23 protein-coding genes are annotated in these 24,261 nt (G+C 38.1%); 3 read left to right on the plus strand and 20 right to left on the minus strand.

Annotation, left to right across the window (positions count from 1 at the left end):
• Nucleotides 1-14: 14 nt before the first annotated feature.
• Both NBG71_RS00065 and NBG71_RS00070 read right to left on the minus strand, forming a co-directional pair.
• On the minus strand, nucleotides 15-1,784 hold the full coding sequence (locus NBG71_RS00065; RefSeq protein ID WP_191901837.1) for a bifunctional alpha/beta hydrolase/class I SAM-dependent methyltransferase: 1,770 nt from the start codon (nucleotides 1,782-1,784) through the stop codon (nucleotides 15-17).
• Nucleotides 1,781-2,416, minus strand: a complete 636-nt coding sequence (locus NBG71_RS00070; protein WP_250916440.1) for a CDP-alcohol phosphatidyltransferase family protein — start codon at nucleotides 2,414-2,416, stop codon at nucleotides 1,781-1,783. The genes NBG71_RS00065 and NBG71_RS00070 overlap by 4 nt, the downstream gene beginning before the upstream one ends.
• A 549-nt stretch (nucleotides 2,417-2,965) precedes the next feature.
• Between NBG71_RS00070 and NBG71_RS00075 the strand changes: the two genes are divergently transcribed.
• Complete coding sequence (locus tag NBG71_RS00075; RefSeq protein WP_250916441.1) at nucleotides 2,966-5,299, plus strand: TonB-dependent hemoglobin/transferrin/lactoferrin family receptor; 2,334 nt, start codon at nucleotides 2,966-2,968, stop codon at nucleotides 5,297-5,299.
• Nucleotides 5,300-5,382: 83 nt separating this feature from the next.
• On the opposite strand, the gene NBG71_RS00080 is transcribed toward NBG71_RS00075, so the two are convergent.
• The 8 genes from NBG71_RS00080 to NBG71_RS00115 form a co-directional block, all read right to left on the minus strand.
• Nucleotides 5,383-5,733 (minus strand): ribonuclease G, encoded by a 351-nt coding sequence (locus NBG71_RS00080; RefSeq protein ID WP_159241855.1) that lies wholly within the window; start codon nucleotides 5,731-5,733, stop codon nucleotides 5,383-5,385.
• A 285-nt stretch (nucleotides 5,734-6,018) separates the two neighbouring features.
• Nucleotides 6,019-7,014, minus strand: coding sequence for a glycine betaine/L-proline ABC transporter substrate-binding protein ProX (proX, locus tag NBG71_RS00085; protein WP_075671542.1), 996 nt, complete (start codon nucleotides 7,012-7,014; stop codon nucleotides 6,019-6,021).
• A 121-nt stretch (nucleotides 7,015-7,135) separates the two neighbouring features.
• Nucleotides 7,136-8,335, minus strand: a complete 1,200-nt coding sequence (gene proW / locus NBG71_RS00090) for a glycine betaine/L-proline ABC transporter permease ProW (protein ID WP_075671544.1) — start codon at nucleotides 8,333-8,335, stop codon at nucleotides 7,136-7,138.
• A complete protein-coding gene (gene proV, locus NBG71_RS00095) occupies nucleotides 8,328-9,527 on the minus strand; it encodes a glycine betaine/L-proline ABC transporter ATP-binding protein ProV (protein ID WP_075671546.1) in 1,200 nt (399 codons plus the stop codon). The genes proW and proV overlap by 8 nt, the downstream gene beginning before the upstream one ends.
• 623 nt (nucleotides 9,528-10,150) lie before the next feature.
• On the minus strand, nucleotides 10,151-11,119 hold the full coding sequence (gene nrdF, locus NBG71_RS00100; RefSeq protein ID WP_075671548.1) for a class 1b ribonucleoside-diphosphate reductase subunit beta: 969 nt from the start codon (nucleotides 11,117-11,119) through the stop codon (nucleotides 10,151-10,153).
• 24 nt (nucleotides 11,120-11,143) lie between these two features.
• Entirely contained in the window at nucleotides 11,144-13,270 is a 2,127-nt protein-coding gene (gene nrdE, locus NBG71_RS00105) for a class 1b ribonucleoside-diphosphate reductase subunit alpha (RefSeq protein WP_099660164.1), read from the minus strand.
• A gap of 5 nt (nucleotides 13,271-13,275) precedes the next feature.
• Complete coding sequence (gene nrdI, locus NBG71_RS00110) at nucleotides 13,276-13,695, minus strand: class Ib ribonucleoside-diphosphate reductase assembly flavoprotein NrdI (protein WP_075671552.1); 420 nt, start codon at nucleotides 13,693-13,695, stop codon at nucleotides 13,276-13,278.
• Between the two features lie 11 nt (nucleotides 13,696-13,706).
• Nucleotides 13,707-13,931: a glutaredoxin family protein gene (locus NBG71_RS00115; protein WP_075671554.1), complete on the minus strand. Its 225-nt coding sequence runs from the start codon at nucleotides 13,929-13,931 to the stop codon at nucleotides 13,707-13,709.
• 283 nt (nucleotides 13,932-14,214) lie between these two features.
• Between NBG71_RS00115 and NBG71_RS00120 the strand changes: the two genes are divergently transcribed.
• Nucleotides 14,215-14,688, plus strand: coding sequence for a methylated-DNA--[protein]-cysteine S-methyltransferase (locus NBG71_RS00120; protein WP_075671556.1), 474 nt, complete (start codon nucleotides 14,215-14,217; stop codon nucleotides 14,686-14,688).
• Between the two features lie 197 nt (nucleotides 14,689-14,885).
• Nucleotides 14,886-15,095, plus strand: coding sequence for a transcription antiterminator/RNA stability regulator CspE (gene cspE, locus NBG71_RS00125; RefSeq protein WP_023581133.1), 210 nt, complete (start codon nucleotides 14,886-14,888; stop codon nucleotides 15,093-15,095).
• A 137-nt stretch (nucleotides 15,096-15,232) separates the two neighbouring features.
• On the opposite strand, the gene crcB is transcribed toward cspE, so the two are convergent.
• The 10 genes from crcB to rsfS all read right to left on the minus strand — a co-directional run bounded on the left by crcB (nucleotide 15,233) and on the right by rsfS (nucleotide 24,142).
• Complete coding sequence (gene crcB / locus NBG71_RS00130; protein WP_023581134.1) at nucleotides 15,233-15,607, minus strand: fluoride efflux transporter CrcB; 375 nt, start codon at nucleotides 15,605-15,607, stop codon at nucleotides 15,233-15,235.
• 13 nt (nucleotides 15,608-15,620) lie between these two features.
• On the minus strand, nucleotides 15,621-16,586 hold the full coding sequence (gene lipA, locus NBG71_RS00135; protein WP_075671558.1) for a lipoyl synthase: 966 nt from the start codon (nucleotides 16,584-16,586) through the stop codon (nucleotides 15,621-15,623).
• Nucleotides 16,587-16,687: 101 nt separating this feature from the next.
• The gene (gene lipB / locus NBG71_RS00140; protein WP_075671560.1) at nucleotides 16,688-17,332 is read right to left on the minus strand and encodes a lipoyl(octanoyl) transferase LipB; all 645 of its coding nucleotides are present in this window, start codon (nucleotides 17,330-17,332) and stop codon (nucleotides 16,688-16,690) included.
• A 160-nt stretch (nucleotides 17,333-17,492) separates the two neighbouring features.
• On the minus strand, nucleotides 17,493-17,756 hold the full coding sequence (gene ybeD, locus NBG71_RS00145) for a DUF493 family protein YbeD (RefSeq protein ID WP_036912266.1): 264 nt from the start codon (nucleotides 17,754-17,756) through the stop codon (nucleotides 17,493-17,495).
• Between the two features lie 200 nt (nucleotides 17,757-17,956).
• Nucleotides 17,957-19,168, minus strand: coding sequence for a D-alanyl-D-alanine carboxypeptidase DacA (gene dacA / locus NBG71_RS00150; protein ID WP_075671562.1), 1,212 nt, complete (start codon nucleotides 19,166-19,168; stop codon nucleotides 17,957-17,959).
• Nucleotides 19,169-19,290: 122 nt separating this feature from the next.
• Nucleotides 19,291-20,280 (minus strand): endolytic peptidoglycan transglycosylase RlpA, encoded by a 990-nt coding sequence (rlpA, locus tag NBG71_RS00155; RefSeq protein WP_075671564.1) that lies wholly within the window; start codon nucleotides 20,278-20,280, stop codon nucleotides 19,291-19,293.
• 10 nt (nucleotides 20,281-20,290) lie between these two features.
• Nucleotides 20,291-21,403 carry a peptidoglycan glycosyltransferase MrdB gene (gene mrdB, locus NBG71_RS00160; RefSeq protein ID WP_075671566.1) on the minus strand — a complete coding sequence of 371 codons (1,113 nt, stop codon included), beginning with the start codon at nucleotides 21,401-21,403 and terminating at the stop codon, nucleotides 20,291-20,293.
• A 5-nt stretch (nucleotides 21,404-21,408) separates the two neighbouring features.
• Nucleotides 21,409-23,304, minus strand: a complete 1,896-nt coding sequence (mrdA, locus tag NBG71_RS00165) for a peptidoglycan DD-transpeptidase MrdA (RefSeq protein ID WP_075671568.1) — start codon at nucleotides 23,302-23,304, stop codon at nucleotides 21,409-21,411.
• Between the two features lie 38 nt (nucleotides 23,305-23,342).
• Nucleotides 23,343-23,813 (minus strand): 23S rRNA (pseudouridine(1915)-N(3))-methyltransferase RlmH, encoded by a 471-nt coding sequence (gene rlmH, locus NBG71_RS00170; protein ID WP_004246050.1) that lies wholly within the window; start codon nucleotides 23,811-23,813, stop codon nucleotides 23,343-23,345.
• A 2-nt stretch (nucleotides 23,814-23,815) separates the two neighbouring features.
• A complete protein-coding gene (rsfS, locus tag NBG71_RS00175; protein ID WP_006537732.1) occupies nucleotides 23,816-24,142 on the minus strand; it encodes a ribosome silencing factor in 327 nt (108 codons plus the stop codon).
• Nucleotides 24,143-24,261: the final 119 nt, after the last annotated feature.

Genomic DNA, 24,261 nt, shown 5'->3' on the forward strand with positions numbered 1-24,261 from the left:
GATGGTGCATTCTGTTAGCGACGTTTTGCTATCGATACACTGAAAATACCCCAATGATCAATTTGTTGATCTAACTTTTCAAAACCAGCTTCATTAACTAAAGCATCCATTTCACCTTGACTACGGCAACGCATGATCCAAGGTTGTCCGTTTTGGTGACTAGGTAATACACGCGCAATCATTTCAAGCTGAGGGTGCCAAGGTTGGCAGGTATAAATTAATAAGCCGCCACTAGGGATCGCCTGCGATAATCCTTTTAAAGACTCTTTTAGCAGATGATTTTCAGGGAATAATTCATAGAGACCACTGACAATACTTAAAGTTGGTGACGGAGAAACCGCACTCAAGCTTTCTGCATCAAAGGCGTTACCTTCTTCAAAACGCACTTTGTCTTCTAAGTGGCGTTCTTTAATCGCAATATTGCCTTGTTCAACGTTAATGGCGCTATAATCACGCATTAAAATCGAATCGACCTTACCATAATCATTAACTGCATCAAAAAGATAGCGCCCTTGTCCTGCTGCGATATCCATAATGTGCACCGGCATATTATTTTGTATTAATTGGCGAATTGCGTAGCGGATTGTATTTTCAATATTGATTTTACGTTGGCGAATTCCTTGCCAACCAATACTATTTAAATATTGTCTATCAACAACCCGACCAAATAAGCCTTTCCCTTGAGGTTGATTACGGTAGACATAATCCAGCGTCGATCCGGAATCAAAACCTTTATCGTAACCCAGAGCAACACCTTCTGATGCTTTACCTAAAGTACTCATAGAACGGCTAAGTACTTTGTAATAAAGTCTTTTTGGGCAATATTTAGGGAGTGGCGTCTGTAATGCACGATAAACATCTGCACTATGACTCCAAGTATCTTCATGTTGGTAATCATGTTGATAAAGTGGTTGTGCAAATAAGGTTTCAATAAAGCTACGCATTTTATTGATAGGAATAATTCTGTCTTTCTCACCTAAAGTATCGTGGTAAAAGCCAGGTAAGACATGCTTTTCTTTGATAGATGTGTTTAAACGTTCATAGAAAAGATGTTGAGGCTTGGCGTGGACCACATGGTCATTGCCTGAAATAAACAACTGTGTTGGTAAAGTAATTGCACTTGCATCTTCAACAACACGATCAGCCGTTTTATAAAGCTCTAATAAAATATTGACGGCAATAGGGCGAGTGATCAGCGAGTCTTGGTTAAAAGAGTCGATGCGATTTTGATCATGGGTTAAGTATTTAGCTTTCACGTATGAATTAACATAAAAAAGCCCGCGAACTTTTTGCATCAAGGCAAGACCTGTGCGTGCAAAAGGAACATATAATTTCACTTTAAATGCAGGGGAAGCTAACACCATACCGCGGATCTTAGGGGCATAATCGTGTACCCAACCAGTAACTAAAACGGCGCCTACACTTTGGCCAACAACCAGAATATTCTCCATTGGAATATTATAGTTGGATGAAATGTAATGAACGAATTCGTCTATATCTTTTATTGAAGTTCCCATTGATGGGCTATAACCGCGAGCGCCTTGATTTTTACCATGACCTCGAGCATCCCAAGCAAACATTGAAAAATCAGGAAGATCTAACTCATCCACTAGATGAGAAACACGACCTGAGTGTTCATGACCTCGGTGAAATAAAATGATTGCTTTTGATTCAGTGGTAATTTGAGCAGGCCAATAGCGATAATACAGAGGTGTTTTATCGCTGGTGGTAAATTCAGACTCAATCATATTCCTTTGAGTTTGATATTGCGGTTGTTGATTCATAACGATGTGTCCTTATCTTTATCTGTCATCATTGCTTCTTTTAGTGCGCGATGAATTCGGTGATAACAAGTCAACAAAAGTAATAAATTAATAATAATAAAAAGATAATGCGTGTTTTCTGATAATGTCAGGGAGGGGAATAATCCGATAAAAAAAGCGATAGCACCGAAAATAAAGGCTCTATCACTTTTTCCCATCGGGCCATCATAATGACGAGAAGCATGAATAGTTTGGGCAAGCACGCCTAAAAACTCAGTCATTATCATTAAAAAGAGTGCCAGCATGATCCACCAATAGGCTTGTGGAAAAATAAAAGCAAAAGGTAGATAGAGTGCAATGTCTGAAATAACATCGCTGGCTTCATTTAATATCGCCCCAAGTGCACTTTTTTGATTATGTTCTCGTGCAAGCATGCCATCTATGGCATTAAGCGCCATACGAAAAAAGAGGACGAAAGGGAGCAATAAAAATAAATGGGGATAAGGATAAAGCAAAAGTAATCCACCAATAGCAATGGATAACAGTAAGGCAAAAAGTGTGACCTGATTTGCTGTGATCCCTTTTGTGAATAGCTGTTCTACATAAGGGCGTAGTAGAGCTTGAAATTTGGGCTTTAGGTCATAAATTGTCATGACGCATCCTTGTGTTCAAAAGTGCGTATATTACCTCATAATTATAATTTTATTATTAGCTGATTTTTATCTCATTGAATATCTTTATTTCAATACTTTAATTTATTTACGATTTAAACATAAAACTAAGGCTTAAAATTCACTTGAGTTAATAATTATTTAGCTCTCAAAATAAAGAGAAAATAAGATCCGCAAAATTGTAATTATCAGACTGTTCCGTATCTGTTTTATTCTCTTTATTTTAAAAATGATTAATTTTTCTTTAGTGATATGTACGTAATTATAATTAGGGAATTAAGTGAGGAAAATGAAAAAAGAGATATTAAATACCTTATAATAACTAATGAAATTAGTTCAATTTATTATAAATATTATTTTAGATGAAATTTAAATCTAATAAGAGTGTATCGATAGTGTAGTTATCTGTATTGAGTGATAAGTGCAAAAAAACTAGATAATGATAATTATTATCATTATCATAATTAGCGCTGTTAGTTACATCTATAATCATCTATCAAACTAATAACCATACAAAAAGATACTACTATTATGATCCATTTCTTAGCAAAAAATGATGCTTATCGTCAGGGAATTGGGATATTTTCATTTTCGTCATCAGCGATAGCATTATTATTGACTTCACTCACTTCGTTAAATAGCTATGCAACTGAAAGTGTAAAACCAGAAATAACGACATCCACAAAGTTGGAAAGTCCTGCACAACCAAAATCGCGTGAAAAGATTATTATTGAACCTATCTATGTATCAGGTGAACTCAACTCAAGTGTTGATGCGGGAAGTACCGTTCTAACATTAAAAGATATCGATAGAATTCAGCCTAATAATATTGCAGAGCTGGTGGATAAATTACCCGGAATTTCATCATCGGGTTCACCAAGGCCGGGCGGTCAAACATTAAATATCTGGGGGATGGGTAATCCTGAAGATATTAAAATTACCCTTGATGGTACGCCTAAAACCTTTGAGAAATATCGCCAAGGTTCAATTTTTATTGATCCTGAATTAATCCGTCGTATAGATGTTGATAAAGGGCCTCATAATATTACTCAAGGAAATGGCGGTTTTGGGGGGTCGGTGAGAATTGAAACCAAAGATCCCGATGACTTATTACTACCCGATCAGAATATTGGGATGTTTTTAAAATATGGCCACCATACTAATGATAGACAAAATCGTTATAGTGGTGCGGTATACGGTAAATTACTGGATGGGCAAGCAGATGGATTATTCTATTTTAACCGTCGTGAAAGTGACGATCTGCGACGTCCTGACGGGACTAAATTTGGCTATTCACAGTCAGATCAGGATTCTTTTTTAATTAAGACCAATATTTATTTAACGGAAGCACAAACATTAACGTTATCAGCATCACGATCAGAAAGTGATGGATGGACGCCTTGGGCGGCTAAACGTGATGAACTAGCTAAACCTAGCCAAGCTGAAGTAGATAAATATAGTTTTGATGCGGCGATGAAACGTAAATTAGTTTATCGTGATCAAAAAGATGACACCTTTAGTGTGAAATGGAATATTCAGCCGATTGATTCCGATTTAATTAATTTAACACTTACCTACGGTTACTCAAAAACCAAACAAAATGATAGTCGCCCAGAGACCGCGAGCTCCTATTTTAGTGGCAGTATGGGCAATCAAAGTTGGGTAGATTATCGAAATCATCAAATTGAAATTAAAAATGAAAGCACAGTTATGCAAGGTGCTTTAGAGCATAAGGTATTAGTAGGAACACGTTGGCATCGTAATGATCGTGATGTTTTAATGTTTACTCGCGATAAAGCTAAAAATCCAAATTATAACTATGGATATTATGCGCCACCTTATATGCCAGAAGGTACGCAAACGACAACCAGTTTCTATATTCAAGATTCGATGAGCTATAGAAATCTGACGATAACTCCTGGCGTTCGCTACGATATCGTTAAAAATCAAGGCAAAGGAAGCCGAGCGATTACCTATCAAGATCCTGATCCCTATTATGGGCATGATTACTCTGATGTGACTTATAGCGGGGCAACACCTCATTTAGGTTTATTATGGAAAATGAATCAGAATTTCAGATTCTTTGGTGATTTAACCTATACATGGCGAGCTCCATTGATTGATGAGCAGTATGAAGTTCAAGGAAGAGTTTCTAGCTTAACAGGAACGAGTCGTCATCTAGACAAAGAAACAGTAAGAGCTGCACGAATTGGTGCAATTGCGGATTTTGAAAGTGTTATTCAGCAAGAAGATCAACTGCAGTTAAGAACGACACTATTTGATACTCGTGGTAAAGACGAAATTTTCCGACGTCGCGGTGTCTATTGTGAAAGTCAAAAGGTGGATGGACATAATGGAAATTGCCCACCTTCGATTGGTAATTACCGTAATTTACCGGGCTACCACATCCAAGGGTTGGAAATCGAAGTTTTTTATAATAGCCCTAATGTATTTGGCCGTTTAGCATATTCAACAATGAAAGGAAAACGTGACCAATCACCGCGCGACCCGTGGTTTGGTCAAAAAACATGGATTGCTGAGATACAACCTGATGCTTTACATGCCACCCTTGGCGTAAAAGTACCAAGTATTAACGTTAATATGGGATGGACGGGGGATTTTATTGGTGCTCAGCGTCGTTCTCCAATGGATGCCGATCCTGATGCTGGCTATTGGTCACTACCAAAAAGTAAAGGTTATGCAATACATGGTCTATTTGCGAATTGGGAACCTTCTTTTATAGATAATACGGAAGTTCGTTTTACGGTCGCGAATTTATTTAACCGAGATTATTACCCTTATTTAGGTGAATCAGTTTCAGGGGTAGGACGTGATTATCGATTTACTGTGGTAAAACGTTTCTAATATTACTGAAAATAAAAACAGATAAACCCCATAAATATTATGGGGTTTATTGACATTAAGAATTCAATATTCGATATATTAAATTAATAACCATGTGATGTAGAAGTTGCAATCATTGCCATCATGGTTGTGAAGAAGAAAATAAAGAAAAGAATAGCCATAACAATACTAATAATAAAGTAAACAAAGCCCGCTCTGTTCCATGTTTCTTGTACTTTCATAAAGGTTTCAACAGAATCGTAATCACCACTTTTCCAAGCCCATTCATTCCCTTTAATACCACAGACAAAAATCCAAACAAGATTAAGTAAAGGAACAAGCGCTAATAATGGAAGATAGGATTTATTACCAAAACCCCAAATAATATTAAACATGAAAGCACCCCAGTTCCAACGTTTAATTTCTTCAGGTACTGGTTTGTTAGTGTAAGACACAGTTTATTCCTTATCTAAAATAATAAATATAAAAATGAGAATGCCAAAATGGCTACTGGAGAAAAGGATAATCATAATTGAAGAAATGAGAGAATGAAAGAAAGGGAGAACATGGCTTTGAATAAAAAGAATAATCTTAATAATAAAGTAGTATTAAGATTATTTTTAATTTTTATATAAACTTATTTTATCTAACTGCATGTAAATTTAGTTTTTTATGAATAAAAACAGGTCACAATAATGCGACCTGTTTTGTGACAATCTTAAATGAAGATTGTTTATTGATTATTTTGCAGCTGCTTGAGCTTGTTCAATCCAACCATCAAAGGTTTTTTGATGTGCTTTGATCCACGCATTAGCATGACGTTCAATATCTGCCTGTGATTTTTGACCATTATGCATACGTAAGTTTTGCGCATTAATATCGGCAACAGACACTTTCATAACTTCAAAGAGTTTTGCCGCAGCGGGATTTTCTTCAGCCCATTTTTTATTTGCTGCAATATGCATGGTACTTGGCGGAAAGCCATAGTTTTTACCATTTGCTAATGTGGTATCGGTTTTATCATCACCCGGTAATGAAGAGAAAGGCACTTGTAACCAAACAACATCTTTACCCGGTTTTAATACATCACTTATCCAGTAAGGCGTCCATGTGTAATAAAAAATGGGCTTGCCTTCTTTATAACGAGTAATGGTATCTGCCATCATGGCTGCGTAGTTACCTTGGTTATGTGTAACAGATTTTTCTAATCCATAGGCTTTTAAGTGATTATTGATCGCTTCTTCACAACCCCATCCCGGATTACAACCGGTTAAATCGGCTTTACCATCACCATTGGCATCAAACAATTTAGCAATTTTAGGATCTTTAAGTTGCTCAATATTCGTAATGTTATATTTCTCTGCCGTTTTCTTATCAATCAAGTAACCTTGAGCGGCATTAACGACATAATCCCCTTTACGATAAAAGGTATTATCACCTCCTGCTGCTGCATATTGTGAATTATGAAGGGGAACCCAACTAACAGCCATAAAGGTGGCATCACCATTAGCAATAGAGGAATAAGCAACGTTATAGTCAACTTCTTTAATTGGCTGAACGGTGTAACCTAATTGTTCTAGTGCTTTATTAACGATTAAAGTTTGAAAGGTTTCTTCAGAAATCGTACTTTGCACGGGTTGAACCGAAATTCCTTTTCCAGGTAAATCAGCAGCGGATAACTGGGTGCTTATCAGTGTGGCGGACAATACTGTTGCCCAGATAACTGGATTACGCATAGTTTTTCCTTCTGTTGTTATGGTAAGAGATAAATAGCGACAGCGAACTGTCGCCTCTATTTCTTATATTGATTGAACGTGGTGTTCTTTATTGATTTTTAATTAATAGTAAAAATATTTATTACGATGCTTTTTTGCCAAAGAGTCGACAAATTAAGCCGATAGGCCCTGTCATATACCAGCATCTATTGCCTTTATGACGGCTGTTTTGACCTAAAGATTGTGTTAATCGGTCAAGGATAATGGCGAGGATAACAATACCGGCACCCCCTACGGCAGCTAATCCCATATCAAGACGACCTATACCGCGTAATACCATTTGACCTAACCCACCAACGGCAATCATTGATGCAATAACAACCATTGAAAGTGCTAACATTAGTGTTTGGTTTACACCTGCCATAATTGTTGGCATGGCGAGTGGTAATTGCACTTTAAACAGCATTTGACGAGGATTTGCACCAAATGATTGTGCTGCTTCTATTAAATCTTCAGGAACTTGTTTGATCCCTAAAATGGTCAATCTCACAATTGGAGGTAAGGCAAAAATAATAGTGACCACAACGCCAGGTACGTTACCTATACCAAATAACATGACGATAGGAACTAAGTAGACAAATGCAGGCGTTGTCTGCATCGCATCGAGTAAAGGCCGAACAATTTTGGATGCTCTATCACTGTTAGCCAGCCATATTCCTAATGGAAGCCCAATAATAAGACAAAACAGTAACGAGGTGAGTACCAGTGCAAGGGTAACCATAGCTTCAGACCAAGCACCAATTGCACCAATTAATATTAATGAGATAAAAGAAGCGATACCCATAACTTTGCCTGAAAGCTGCCATGCAATCAGAGAAAACAGAATAATGGCGATAGGTGCTGGCATTGAGGTTAAGAAATTTTCAAAACCACTTAAGACCAAATCGACCGGTACACGGATACCTTGGAAAACAGGGCGAAAATGCAACACAATCCAGTCAATCGCATCAGTAACCCATGAATCTAAGGGGATCAGCGTATTATGAAACGGATCCATTAGATTGAATGAATCAGGTGCTACATCCGTTGGTGTTGCATCTAACCAATCACTGCCAGCGGATGAGGTATCAATATTTTCAGTACCACTGCCAGCACCCCATGGATCGGCATCTGTTGATGAACTGTCAGTACTACTCCAAGGATCACTTTCTGTTGTAGTGGTATCAGTTGTTGCCCAAGGATCATCATTTACGTTATTGGTTGTCTCTGGCGTAGTATCGCTTGTCGCGGTTTCTTGGATATTTGTATCCAAAGCCACATCTTTATCTGTTGTATTACTCATTTGGCGTCTCCTTATCCAGTGCTTGTAGTAACATTCCTTTAGAAATTAAGCCGATATAACGGTTTTTTTCATCAATAACAGGAATTGCACAGGGAGATTGTGCAACAGTTGAAATCAGCTCGTTTAACGGTGTATCACCATTAATAGCACAAGGCTCAGATAAAATAGCTGACTCAATAGGTTGTTTATTTTTCAGTGCCTCTTCAAGAGATGTGACGGAAACAACGCCAACAAATTTTCTTCCTCGCTCAATGAGATAGCCAAAATTTCTATCTTCATCTTCGAGTACTTTCAAGGCGGAGCGAGGACCAAAACCGGGCGCAACATGCAGTAAGGTTTCAGGACGACGTTTAGCTATATCTTTTGCACTAAATACGTGGCTAATATCAACACCACGGAAAAACGTACGCACATAATCATTTGCTGGATTATTGAGTATTTCATCTGGTGTGCCCGTTTGAACAACAACACCACCTTGCATAATGGCAATTCGGTCGCCAATACGCATAGCTTCATCCAGGTCATGGGAGATAAACACAATCGTGCGTTGTTTATCTCCTTGTAAGCTTAATAACTCATCTTGCATTTCTGTACGAATTAATGGATCGAGTGCTGAAAAGGCTTCATCCATCAATAAAATATCTGGATCGTTAGCAAGTGCACGCGCAAGGCCGATACGTTGACGCATCCCACCAGAAAGCTCATCAGGCCAAGAGTTTGCGTAACTGCCCAAGTTGACTTGCTCTAAAGCATCCATCGCTTTTTTATAACGCTCATCTTTGCTTAATCCCGCGAGATCCATTCCAAATGCAGTGTTATCAAGTACGTTCATATGGGGCATTAATGCAAATGACTGAAACACCATACTGATTTTTTTACGGCGTACTTGTCGTAACTCCTTATCCGACATGGTGGCAATATTTTCACCATCAATAAGCACCTCTCCCTTTGTTGGAGAGATCAGACGATTGAGAAGGCGGACTAGTGTGGATTTACCTGAACCAGATAATCCCATGATGACAAATATTTCGCCTTCTTCAATTGCCAGATTTGCATTTTGAACGCCCACCGTAAGCCCTGTTTTATCAAAAATCTGATCTTTATTCATACCAGATTTTAATAATTCAAACGCGCGTTTAGGGTGTTCGCCAAATACTTTGTAGAGATTTTTTACTTCGAGTTTAATTGCCATGCAATATATAGTTTCCTATTTAAATATTGAAAGGAATAAATTAAATATTAATTAATAAGTGTTGTTATTTTTCCTAAATAAGATTTTTAGTAAGGGAATTACCCTACCACAATGATTGAGTCTGACAACCCTATGTTCATTATAATTAATTAAATAATTTGGCTGTATTTTCGTTGTTTTTAATATAATTAATAATTAAATAAAGTGAAATAAATAAAATTTATTAAAAGATGTATTTACCTCTAACTGACTGAAATAACTTTATTTTTAGAGGTATTGCAAATTTAATTAGGATCTCAATAAAAACGAAAACTTAATATCAAAATAGAAGAGAAATAGAGATGAAAATTAAATGAAAAAAAATCAATACATATTAGATAAATTAATATTTAATACCTTGTGATAAGGTTTATATACTAGAAATAGGCTGGGATAATTCGAAAAAAATTGATTTTTTGACAATATTGAACGGCAAAAATCCATCAATTAGATTGTTTAGTGAACAAATTAAAATACACCAAAAAATAGTCTATATTTTTCAGTGTATTATGTTTTATGTGTGATACATAATTAAATTGAATGTATTGTATTGTTTCTTTTACCTTCAATTAATCCAATAAATCTTAAAAATCCCAATCATCATCTTCAGTGTTAATGGTTTTACCAATAACATAGGATGATCCTGAGCCAGAGAAGAAATCGTGGTTTTCATTTGCATCTGGTGATAATGAAGAAAGAATAGCAGGACTTACATTGGTTATTTCATCAGGAAATAAAGCTTCATACCCTAAATTCATTAATGCTTTATTTGCATTATAATGAAGAAATTTTTTGACATCTTCTGTCCAGCCTACAGTGTCGTAAAGATCTTCAGTATATTTCACTTCATTGTCATATAAATCTAATAATAATGAGAAAGCAAAATCTTTAATATCTTGTTTCTCTAATTCAGATTTATTTAATAACTGATTTTGAAATTTATAGCCAATATAATAACCATGAACGGCTTCATCTCTAATAATAAGGCGAATTAAATCGGCTGTATTAGTTAATTTTCCTCGGCTTGACCAATACATTGGTAAATAGAATCCTGAATAAAACAAAAAAGATTCTAAAAAGACGCTGGCAATTTTTTTCTTTAAAGGATCTTCATCTTGATAATAACGCAAAATAATTTCTGCTTTCTTTTGTAAGTAAGGATTTTCCTCACTCCAACGGTATGCTTCATCGACATCGGATGTTAAGCAGAGTGTGGAAAATATCGAACTGTAAGAACGAGCATGCACCGCTTCCATAAAACAGATATTAGATAATACGGCTTCTTCATGAGGCGTGAGTGCATCAGGCATCAAAGTCGGTGCACCTATGGTATTCTGGATCGTATCAAGTAAAGTTAGCCCTGTAAAAACACGGATTGTAAGTTGTTTTTCAGCTTGAGTTAGGGTGTTCCATGAAGGAATATCATTAGAGAGTGGAATTTTTTCAGGTAACCAAAAATTCATGGTTAAACGATTCCAAACTTCTAAATCTTTTTCATCTTCAATGCGATTCCAATTAATTGCATTAACATGGCTTAATAAAGGTAATGACATGCTATGTTCTCCTTATTGTTATTATTAAAGTGCGCACGAAACACAGCCTTTGATTTCAGTACCTGCTAATGCAGATTGTCGGATACGAATGTAATACAAGGTTTTAATACCTTTACGCCATGCATATATTTGCGCTTTGTTAATATCTCGGGTTGTTGCTTCATCAGAAAAGAATAATGTGAGCGATAAACCTTGGTCGATATGTTGAGAAGCCTCAGCATAAGTATCAATAATTTTTTCAGCCCCAATTTCATATGCATCTTGATAATACTGACGGTTTTCATTGGTCATAAAGGGGGCTGGGTAATAAACTCGCCCAATTTTACCTTCTTTTCTAATTTCTATTGGTGCGGCAATAGGATGAATACTCGATGTAGAGTGGTTAATATAGGAAATAGATCCCGTTGGTGGTATCGCTTGTAAGTTTTGGTTATAGATCCCATGCGTCATAATAGATTGCTTGAGAGTCTGCCAATCTTCTTGTGTTGGAATATGAACATTAGATTGGCTAAATAGCTGGTGGATTTTTTGTGTTTTAGGCAACCATTGTTGTGATACATATTTATTAAAATATTCACCCGTTGCATATTTCGAATTTTCAAAGCCTTTAAAGTGCTGTTTTTTCTCAATCGCTAATTGGTTTGAAGCTAACAACGCATAGTAAGTGACGGTATAAAAATAGATATTAGTGAAATCTAACGCTTCCTCAGAGCCGTAATAAATCCCTTCACGCGCTAAGTAGCCATGTAAATTCATTTGTCCTAAACCAATGGCATGAGACGCGAGATTGCCTTTTTCAATAGAAGGAACGGACTCAATTTTTGTCATTTCAGAAACATTGCTTAATGCTCTAATTGCCGTGCTGACGGTATGTGCAAAGTTAGGTGAATCCATTGCCATAGCAATATTCATAGAGCCTAAATTACAACTGATATCATGACCGATATGGCGATAGCTTAAGTCTGGGTGATACTCACTGGCACTGTTGACTTGTAAAATTTCAGAGCAAAGATTGCTCATATTAATTCTACCCGCGATAGGATTAGCTCGATTTACAGCATCTTCAAACATGATATAAGGGTAGCCAGACTCAAATTGAATTTCGGCAAGTGTTTGAAAAAACTCCCTCGCTTTAATTTTCTTCTTACGAATTTGCGCGTTATTCACCATTTCACTGTATTTTTCGCTAACACTTATTTCGGACATAGGTACGCCATAAACTCGTTCTACATCATAAGGTGAGAAGAGATACATATCTTCATTGCGTTTTGCTAATTCAAACGTGATATCAGGGATAACAACGCCTAAAGAGAGGGTTTTTATTCGAACTTTTTCATCTGCATTCTCTCTTTTAGTATCAAGAAAATGATAAATATCAGGATGGTGAGCATGAAGATAAACAGCACCGGCACCTTGTCTTGCACCTAATTGGTTTGCATAAGAAAAAGCATCTTCAAGCATTTTCATGACAGGAACCACACCAGAAGATTGATTTTCTATACGTTTAATCGGCGCGCCTGCTTCACGTAAATTGGTGAGCAAAAATGCAACGCCACCGCCTCGTTTAGAAAGCTGTAACGCGGAATTTACCGAGCGACCGATAGACTCCATATTATCTTCTATACGCAATAGAAAGCAGGAAACCAATTCACCACGTTGTTGTTTTCCACAATTTAAAAAAGTCGGCGTAGCGGGTTGAAAACGACCACTAATAATTTCATCTACAAGATGAATAGCAAGGTCAGTATTGCCTTGTGCTAGCGTGAGAGCCACCATACAAACTCGATCTTCATAGCGCTCTAGATAGCGCTCTCCATCAAACGTTTTTAAGGTGTAACTGGTATAGTACTTAAAAGCACCAAGGAATGATTGAAAGCGAAATTTTTTACTATAAGCATGTTTAAATAGCTGTTTAATAAAGGTAAACTCATACTGTTCTAACACTTGTGCTTCGTAATAGTGTTGTTGTACTAAGAACTCGAGTTTTTCTTTTAGATCATGAAAAAATACAGTGTTTTGATTTACATGTTGACGAAAAAAATGGTGTGTCGCTAATTTATCTTTATCAAACTGAATATTACCTTGCTCATCATAGAGATTTAGCATGGCATTCAATGCATGGTAATCCAGTTGTTCTGTTGATTGTGTCATGTTAATTATCTCGTAATGCATTGGTCAGTAAGACTTGACCAAAATGTACTTAAACCTATTTTTACGCGATATACATCTTCTGGTGTGCCTAATAATTCAAATCGATACAAAAAAGGGACTTGGCATTTTTGTGCAATAATATCGCCAGCTAATCCGTAAGCTGCACCGAAATTAGTATTTCCAGAAGCAATGACTCCACGTATTAATTGACGGTTTCCAGGAATATTTAAAAATTGAATAACCGCCTTAGGAACTGCACCTTTAGTACCACCGCCACCATAAGTTGGGCAAAGCAACACAAAGGGTTGCGTTGCAAGCAATGTTTCAGCTTCAATAATTCTGGTCGCATTTAAATTGAGTTTTTGTACAAAGCGATGGCAGTTTTCAGAACGACTTGAAAAATAGATCAAAGGTGCAGTTTGCATGAGGAGCTCCTTTAGAGCGTGATCTGTCTGATTTTATCAGGGCAGAAACCCGACCAATGTTGTTCACCGTGAACTACAACAGGTACTTGGCGATATCCCATAGAAACGATACGGGCGAGAGCTTGTGTATCTTTGGTAAGATCAACTGCAACAAACGGAATGTTTTTCTGTTTTAAAGCACGTTCTGTGGCACTGCATTGAACACAATTCGGTTTGGTATAGAGGATAACAGACATAAAAATAACCCTTATAAAAATATGGATGCGTCTGTTTTCACATCCATAATGAGAAGTACTTAAATACTATATATAGAGTTATTTGTTTTCAACCATACAATATATGGTGGTTTTCATTTTTGATAATGATTATCATTAAAATTAAACAGTTAGTGCACTAATTTTATTTTTAGATCGCTAGATTGATCAATTTTTATTAGATATACGAGTAATTAGATGATTGCTTTATCAATCAAGCATGATTTAATCTGGTTGCTAAAGACAAATCAGCAGAGAAAACATTATGTACCAAGACTATCTCGATGCACCTAAAGGCTTTCCAAAACCCTATATCTCTATTACTGCAAATGAAAAAGGGATCACGAGTCTCTATTTTGTGAATGACAAAGAGGTTGCTGTAAATTCAAGTCCTGTTATTAACCAATGTATAAAACAATTAAAAGAGTATTTTGCAGGTAAACGCACGACATTTTCGGTGCCATTAGCGCCAGAAGGAACGGAATTTCAAAACCGTGTTTGGAAGACATTACAAACCATCCCTTATGGTGAAATTTGGAGTTATAAAAAATTGGCGCTTACATTAGGTTCGGTCAATTATTGCCGAGCGGTAGGAATGGCAAACTCACGCAACCCAATTTCTTTAATTATTCCTTGTCATCGAGTTATTGGTCATAACGGTAAGCTAGTCGGCTATACTGGTGGATTAGATATTAAGCGTTGGCTACTTCAATATGAAAAAGTAGAAGTCGATGAATAGTTCAGATTGTAAGTATTAAGTATTGTTTCTTAAGTGAACTATGCGTTAAGGCATGGGATTTGTCTGAATATTAATCATTTGGCAGAAAAAAAATGTGAGTTTCGTGATCTAGACTGTGGACAGGGAATCATCATTTTTGTTTTACTATAGCTAACGCAAAACGCTTGCGTTTATTTTCTATTTTAAAGGTAAACTTGATGTCTAAATTAAAAGGTAACGTTAAGTGGTTTAACGAAACTAAAGGTTTTGGTTTTATCACTCCAGAAGATGGCAGCAAAGATGTATTTGTACACTTTTCCGCTATTACATCAGAAGGCTTTAAAACCCTTGCTGAAGGTCAAAAAGTAGAGTTTGAAGTTACTGACGGCGCGAAAGGGCCATCTGCTGCAAACGTTGTCGCTATCTAATTAACGACTTCTTTGAGACAAGTAAAAACCCGTTATTTAACGGGTTTTTATGTATCTAGAGCAAAGCCCGTTATTTAACGGGTTTTTAAGTATCTAGAGCAAAGCCCATTTTATAACAGGTTTTTATATTCCAAACATTACATCTCGCGTAGTAACCAAAATGCAAATGCGGTCATTAAAAATGAGCCAGCCAAATTAGCGCCCATCGTACTTAATGCCCATCCTATCTTCCCCTCAGTTAAGAGTGCGACAACTTCGACAGAAAAGGTTGAAAATGTTGTCAGGCCACCACAAAAGCCAGTAGTTAGCATAATTTTCCAAATAGGATCAATATGTGGTGCTTTGCTAAACCAAGCGATACCAAAGGCAATGATAAAAGCACCAATGCAGTTAGCAATAAAGGTACCTGTGGCAAAATGAGGAAAAATAGAATTTAGGCGGTAGCTAATCAGCCAGCGTAATACACTACCTAAACCACCACCTATAAATACAGCAATTGCAATATTAAGCATGAGAGATAAATTGTTATTTAACCTCAATCCCCTGAGCTTGAAGATCAGCATGATAAGACGAGCGAACAAACGGCCCACAAGCTGCATGGGTAAAGCCCATCGCAAGTGCTTGCTCTTTCATATATTCAAACTCGTCAGGACTGACGTAGCGTTGAACAGGAAGATGGTGACGGCTTGGCTGTAAATATTGCCCTAATGTCAGCATCGTTACCCCATGTTTACGCAGATCACGCATAACGTCAATAATTTCTTCGTTGGTTTCCCCAAGACCGACCATCAAACCTGATTTTGTTGGAATATCTGGGTGAGCTTGCTTAAAACGCTCTAACAATGTCAGCGACCATTGATAGTTAGCACCTGGACGTACTTGGCGATAAACGCGAGGAACATTCTCTAAGTTATGGTTAAAGACATCTGGTGGAGTGTCAGTGAGGATCTCAAGTGCTTTATCCATACGACCACGGAAATCAGGAACTAATGTTTCAATACGGATTGTTGGGTTTTTTGCACGAATTGCAGCAATACAATCAGCAAAATGTTGAGCTCCGCCATCACGTAAATCATCACGGTCTACGGACGTAATTACGACGTAGCGTAACCCCATATCTTTAATGGTTTGAGCAAGTTTTTCTGGCTCTTGAGGATCCGGAGCATTAGGGCGGCCATGAGCGACATCGCAGAATGGGCAACGGCGTGTACAAATTGCGCCCAAGATCATAAAGGTTGCCGTTCCGTGGTTAAAACACTCAGCAAGGTTAGGACAAGAAGCTTCTTCACAGACGGAATGAAGGCCATTTTTACGCATTGCTGCTTTGATACCCTGAATTTTACTTGAGTCAGCGGGTAGCTTTATTTTCATCCAATCAGGTTTGCGTAGCAGTTGTTCACGTTCTGTAGCGACTGTTTTAACAGGAATAAGTGCCATTTTATCGGCGTCGCGATATTTAACTCCGCGTTCCATCTGAATAGGTTTACTCATAATTGTGCCAGTTCCAGTTATCTAGAGTGATTAACACGATGTGACTGAGGTAATCAGGGTTTTAAAAAAATATGACAAATGTTAAAAAAATTATAGCATTTTTATTGCTGTGGTTGAAATCCTAGTTGTGTACAAAAATGCTTAACTAATAACGGTGCTACCTGTGTCGTTGTCGTATTCGGTGCAAAATCAATTAATTGCGTCATTTTTAGATCAGAATAACCACAAGGATTTATTCGAGCAAAAGGAGATAAATCCATATCGATATTGAGCGCAAGTCCATGAAAGGAACAACCTTTACGGATACGCAATCCTAAAGAGCAAATTTTATCACCCTTCACATAAACGCCAGGTGCATCAGCGCGAGCATAAGCTTCTACATTAAACTCTGCTAGCGTATCTATAACGGTGTTTTCAAGAGCGGTGACTAATTGACGAACACCTACATGATTGCGTTTTAAATCAATTAAAACATACATCACTTGTTGACCAGGGCCATGATAAGTTACTTGGCCACCACGATCAGATTGAATAACAGGGATAGCTCCCGTATTTAATAAGTGTTCAGCTTTACCTGCTTGGCCTTGGGTAAAAACCTGTTCATGTTGAACTAGCCATATTTCATCAGGTGTGTGACTTTCCCGTTTTTCCGTAAACTGATGCATAGAATCAGAAACCGGTAAATAGGGTTTCACACCTAATTGGCGAATAATGATTGTCTTGTCTTGCACCGTGAAAATCTTCATTTGTAGCGTAATTGTGAAGAGCAGTATAACGCTCCAGTAAATGAACTACCAGATTGAGATGTTTTTTTTCCGAGATAGAGTGAAAAATGAGGAAATGCCGAATAAGAAAAAGCGCCTTAATGAAAGGCGCTTTTAAAAAGTCATTTGCTAAAAGAAGAGGTTACAGAACCATACGCACCAGTTCAAGTTCACCTAATTCTTTATATAATGTTTCTACTTGATCAATATGAGTTGCGTTGATGGTAATAGAAACAGAGTGGTAATTACCTTTACTACTTGGCTTTACTGAAGGAGTGTAATCACCAGGCGCATGGCGTTGAATGACTTCAACGACTTGATCTACTAGTTCTGGTTTTGCATGACCCATCACTTTATAAGTGAAAGAACATGGGAACTCTAATAGTTCATTTAATTTTGTTTTCATCATAATGTAATTCCTTAAGACAACAGGCGTTGTTGTTTTAATAATTTATTTCTACACCTAATCTTAGCAAATAAAAAGCGCATTCCTTACATAATAAGGAATGCGATACTGGTAATTAGGGTAAATATGGGAATGGTAAATGTGTTTCTGCCAATATCTGTATAAAAGTTATATGTGGTCACATTTATCTTTTTCAAGCCTTAGCCAAACCAGTGTGAGAATAATAATTTGATATAGTCGATAATACGGCTAAAGAAACCACCTTCTTTTACTTCATTCATCACAACTAGCGGGCGCTGTTCGATAACTTGACCATCAAGTTGGAAATTAATGGTTCCCACAACTTGATTTTTAGCTACTGGCGCATGTAATTCTACATTATCAAGAATATAGCTTGCTTTTAAATCTTTTAAACGACCACGAGGAATAGTTAAATAAACATCTTTATCTACCCCTAATTGTACTTTATCTGTTTCACCATACCAGATAGGTTCAGCTGCGAATTCTTTACCCACTTGCAATGGTTTTACAGTTTCAAAGAAACGAAAACCCCAAGTAAGTAATTTTTTACTTTCAGCATCACGGCCTTTAGATGAATGCCCCCCCATAACTGCAGAAATTAAACGCATATCACCTTCAGTTGCAGAAGCGACGAGGTTATAACCTGCTGATGCTGTATGACCTGTTTTAATACCGTCAACATTTAAACTGGTATCCCACAATAAACCATTTCGGTTAGTTTGGCGGATATTGTTGTAGGTGTATTCTTTTTCTTTATAGATGGCATATTCATCAGGTACATCGCGAATTAATGCAGCACCAATTAGTGCCATATCGCGAGCCGAGCTATATTGCCCCGGAGCATCAAGACCATGAACGGTTTGGAATTGTGTATTTTGTAAACCGAGGCGTTTAACGTAATCGTTCATCATGGTTACAAATGTATCTTGGCTTCCGGCAATATAAGAGGCCATTGCGACACAAGCATCATTACCTGATTGTAAATTAATGCCACGGGTTAATTGTGCGACAGTAACTTGGTCGCCAGGTTTTAAGAACATTAAAGAAGAGCCACGAAAAACAGGATTACCTGTTGCCCATGCTTCTTCACCAATGGGTACGATATCGCTATTAGAGATTTTACCAGCACGAATGGATTGACCGATAACATAACTGGTCATCATTTTGGTTAAACTTGCAGGATCACGGCGAACGTCAGCGTTCATTTCAGCCAATACTTTCCCAGAATTATAATCAATAAGAATATAAGATTCGGCTTCGATACTAGGAACAGCTGGTATCATTGTTTTTAGGGAATCTTCCGCAATACCTTGATGGCTTACTGTGAGTAAAGCAAAAGTGGCACTTAATAGGCTTGTTCTTAGTAATTTTGCTGGGAGTATCTGTTTCATTCTGTTTGTTTAATCCAAAAATTCAGGGAAAAATAGGGACTGATAAATAAAATATCAGCAAACCCAGACGATTTTACGCTTGAATTTGCTGATATAAAAAGGATTTTACGTAAAATTATCCTTTATTGGGTAATAATAAACCCAGTGATATCTTTAACTTGTTTTAGCTTGTTTTTTATCATTTCAGCTTGATCTTTAGATGAATAAGGGCCTAGTTGCACTTTATATAATCCATCTATTTTGTTGATCACACCTTGGGTATTAAATAGTGACGATAAATCATTGAGCCAAAACTGTGCATTATTTTCGTTACTGAGAGCACCAACTTGGACATAAAAGCCTTGTGCTATGGAATTTGAAGGTAATACTGGTTTTGGTGCTTCCGCCTTTGCAGGAGCTGGCGTTGGAAGTGGAGTAGGCGCTTTTACTTGCACTGGAGCCGATGGCTCAACAGGTGTAGTGTTGTTGACTGGCGTTGATGTTGCTAATGGCGCCGATGTTACTGTTGCTGGCTGAGCATTAAAGTTAGGGCGCTCAGGCAATGCGGTTGTTTTCTTCTCTATCTGCGCACCATGTGTACCAATACCGCTCATATGGCCATTTGGGTCAACAACAATTCCTTCAATAAGCAATGGTGTTGTCGGCATTAAACGTAAACTATCAGAAACCGCTGGAGTGACTTGGATCTGTTTTCCATTGACGTAAGGGCCACGGTCGTTAATACGTACAACCATTGTGCGCCCATTAAGCAAGTTTGTAATTTTCGCATAGCTTGGGATCGGTAATGTAGGATGAGCGACTGCAAACTCATAGGGATTAATGCGTTCACCAATGGTAGTTAAACGACTCATCGCTAAACTATCATAGACAACAGCTTCTCCTCGCTCACTAAAGTTTGCAGGATCAGACACAATACGGTAAACCACCCCATTTTTTCGGTAATCTTGATTCGCCGTAGGGTGATAAGGCTCGTAACGTGGCTCTGCACCGAGAACACGTTGAGCTGGCACATTGGGTAATGGTGCTGGCTGTTTATTGGTATTCGGTTTATCAATAACACACCCTGACAGTAGCAATGCACTGATACTAATCAAAACCCATTGCAGACGCATAAAGACCTCATTATAAACTTTTCGATAGTAGTTTTCGGTGTGTATGAATCGACATCACGATACCAAACCCGGCCATTAATACAATAAGGGCCGAGCCTCCATAACTCATTAGCGGCAACGGAACACCTACAACAGGAAGAATGCCACTCACCATCCCTATATTGACAAAGACATAGACAAAGAAAATTAGCATTAACCCGCCAATCATTACTCTACCAAATGTATTTTGTGCTTTCGTTGCAAGGTAAAGGCCTCGCGCGATTAAGAGTATATAAAGAGTCAGTAGTATCAAAACACCAATTAATCCGAGTTCTTCCGCCAATACAGCAAAAATAAAGTCTGTATGGCGCTCAGGTAAGAATTCTAATTGAGATTGAGTGCCTTGTAACCATCCTTTTCCATGTAATCCACCAGAACCAATGGCAATTTTAGATTGGATGATATGATATCCTGCCCCAAGCGGGTCTGATTCAGGGTCGAGAAGCATCATTACCCGTGCTTGCTGGTAATCATGCATGAGGAAAAACCAGAGTATGGGGATAAAAGCGGCAACAAGAATAATAGCCACGGTGATAAGGCGCCAACTCATTCCCGCAAGAAAAAGAACAAATAAACCCGATGCGGCAACAAGAATGGATGTTCCTAAATCGGGCTGTGCGGCGACTAATAAAGTTGGTACAAAAATAAGTACCAGAGCAATAGCCGTATTACGTAATGTAGGAGGGCACACATCGCGATTCATAAATCGAGCGACCATTAAAGGCACCGCTATTTTAGCGATTTCTGAAGGCTGAAAACGAACAATACCTAAATCTAGCCAACGTTGTGCTCCTTTACTGATTTGCCCAAAGACATCAACAAGAATAAGTAAAATAACACAAAAGAAATAGAGATGAGGAGCCCAGCTTTCATAGACTCTTGGTGGGATTTGCGCCATGACTATCATGATCATGAACCCCATAGCAATCTGTCCTAACTTACGTTGCATCATTTCTGGATCTTGCCCGCTGGCACTCCACATAATAAACGCGCTGTATCCTAATAACGCAAGAATACAAAGTAAGAATAACGGGTCGATATGGATCCGTGTCCAGAAGGATTTTTTCTTATTATTTTCAGTCATGAGTATTATTCCTCTGAACCACGTGGTGCTGGTGGAGATACTGGCAATACAGTGTTGTTATCACCAAGGAGAATGTGGTCAAGAATTTGTCTTGTAATATCACCGACAGAAGGGCCTGCACCACCATTTTCTAGGATAATAGAGATGGCTACAGTTGGCTTATCATAAGGCGCAAAGGCAATCATCAATTTGTGGTCACGAAGATGTTCTGCCAATTGGCTAGCATTGTAGGTTTCGTAACTAAACACCTGCGCAGTTCCCGATTTTGCTGCTATTTTATAAGGTGCATCAGCAAAACTTCGGCGACCTGTGCCATTCGGGAAGTTAGCCACACCATACATACCGTGTTTTGCTAGTTCCCAATAACCTGAGTTGATATCGCCAATTTGGCGGGTTTCAGTATCAACATAAGGCAACATTTCATTGCCTAGTTTGGTACCGTAAAGTAGGTGAGGGGTTTTAACTTGACCGTCATTAATCAATGTCATTAAAGCTTTCGCCATTTGAATTGGCGTTGCTGTCCAATAACCTTGCCCAATACCTACTGGGATCGTGTCACCTTGATACCAAGGCTTTTTATAACGTTGCTGTTTCCACTCACGTGTTGGCATGATGCCATTACGCTCTTCAGAGAGATCAATACCTGTATATTCGCCATAGCCAAAGCGGCCCATCCAAGTTGATATACGATCAATTCCCATATCATAAGCAACTTGGTAGAAGAAGGTATCCGCAGATTCTACGATAGATTTTGTGACATTAAGTTTTCCATGTCCCCAACGTTTCCAATCTCGATAACGTTTTTCGGAGCCAGGGAGTTGCCACCAGCCGGGATCATGAATTGTTGTATTGGCTGTAATTACACCTTCACTCAATGCTGCAACAGACATAAAGGGTTTCACGGTTGATGCAGGTGGATAAAGCCCCTGAGTTGTTCGGTTGATCAGTGGTCTATCCGGGTTGTTTAGTAATCCTTGATACTCAGTATTTGAAATCCCACCAACAAATAAGTTTGGATCGTAACTTGGGTTTGATACCAGAGCTAAAATTTCACCATTGCGAGGATCGGTTACTACAACCGCAGCTCGGCTTGTAGTGAGTAATGTTTCAATATAGGTTTGCAGTTCAAGGTCGATGGTAAGATAAATATCTTTACCTGCTTGTGGCGGTTGTTCGTGCAATTGGCGAATAACTCGACCACGGCTATTAACTTCAACCTCTTCATAGCCTGTTGTGCCGTGCAAAGTAGACTCATAATAACGTTCGATGCCTAACTTACCAATATCATGAGTTGCAGCATAGTTAGGTGATAAACCTTCTTTATCAAGACGTTCAACATCTTTATCATTAATTTTTGCGACGTAACCAATTACATGCGTCAATGCTGAACCATAAGGATAATAACGACGTTGATAGCCTTTGATTTCTAAACCGGGATAGCGATATTGGTTGATAGCGAAACGCGCAACTTGTACTTGGCTTAATGTTGTTTTTAAGGCGATAGAGCTAAATCGACGTGAGCGCTTGCGCTCTTTCTCAAATGCAGCAATATCTTCGTCAGTTAAGTCAACAACATCCCTTAAGCTTTCCAGAGTTTCTTGTAAGTTTACTACCTTTTCAGGCACAATTTCTAATTGGTAGATAGTACGATTGAGCGCAAGAGGGATACCTTTGCGATCGTAAATAATGCCTCTGCTGGGAGCGATCGGTACTAATTTAATTCTGTTATCATTTGAACGTGTCTGATAATCATCATGGCGAGCGATCTGTAAGTGATTGAGGTTAAAAACCAAAACACCACTCAATATAATAATTACTGAAAATGCGACAATTACACGTCGGATAAATAGCTTTGATTCCGCAGTATAATCTCGAAACGGGGTACGTTTTTTTCTTTTCATCCCATTTGACTTCACTTACTGACCCGCCAATTTATTGATTATTCACGATGATAAGGATGGTTTGTGGTAATGCTCCATGCTCGATAAAGGCTTTCTGCAACCACAACACGAACAAGGGGATGTGGCATTGTTAAAGGAGATAAAGACCAGCTTTGTTCAGCTGCTGCTTTACAAGCGGGTGCTAATCCTTCCGGGCCACCAATGAGTAAACTGACATTTCTACCATCAAGCTTCCATCGATCAAGTTGTTCTGCAAGTTTTGGCGTATCCCAGCGAGCGCCAGGAATATCGAGAGTGACGATACGATTTCCTTTACCTACTGCAGCTAACATCTGTTCACCTTCTTTTTCGAGAATACGTTTAATATCCGCATTCTTTCCTCGCTTGCCTGCAGGGATCTCGATAAGTTCTAAAGGCATATCTTTGGGGAATCGATTAAGATAATCCATAAAGCCGGTCTGTATCCAGTCCGGCATTTTTGTACCAACGGCAATGAGCTGTAATTTCAAACTCAGCTCCAGAGTTTTTCAAGTTCGTACATACGGCGACTATCTTCTTGCATAACGTGTACCATGGCTTCACCAAGGTCAACGACAATCCAGTCAGAAACGCCTTGTCCTTCAACACCTAAAGGTTGTAATCCCGCTTCGCGGCAATCATCAACGAGATTATCTGCAACTGACATGAGGTGTCTGCTTGAGGTACCTGTACAAATAATCATGTAATCAGTTACACTTGATTTTCCGCGGACATCTAATGCAATAATGTCTTGAGCTTTAGAATCTTCAAGTTTATCAATAATAAATTGCTGTAATTCAGAACCTTGCAAAAGGATCACCTTTAATCTAATGGGTTGATTTAGTCGAAAAAATAATAAACGCTATTTTAAAGGAATTTATACCAATAAATCTATTTTACTGGATGATTAATTCTAGTTAGCAATAACAAGAACATAAA

This window comes from Proteus sp. FZP2095, from assembly GCF_023701425.1.
Lineage (GTDB): Bacteria > Pseudomonadota > Gammaproteobacteria > Enterobacterales > Enterobacteriaceae > Proteus > Proteus cibarius.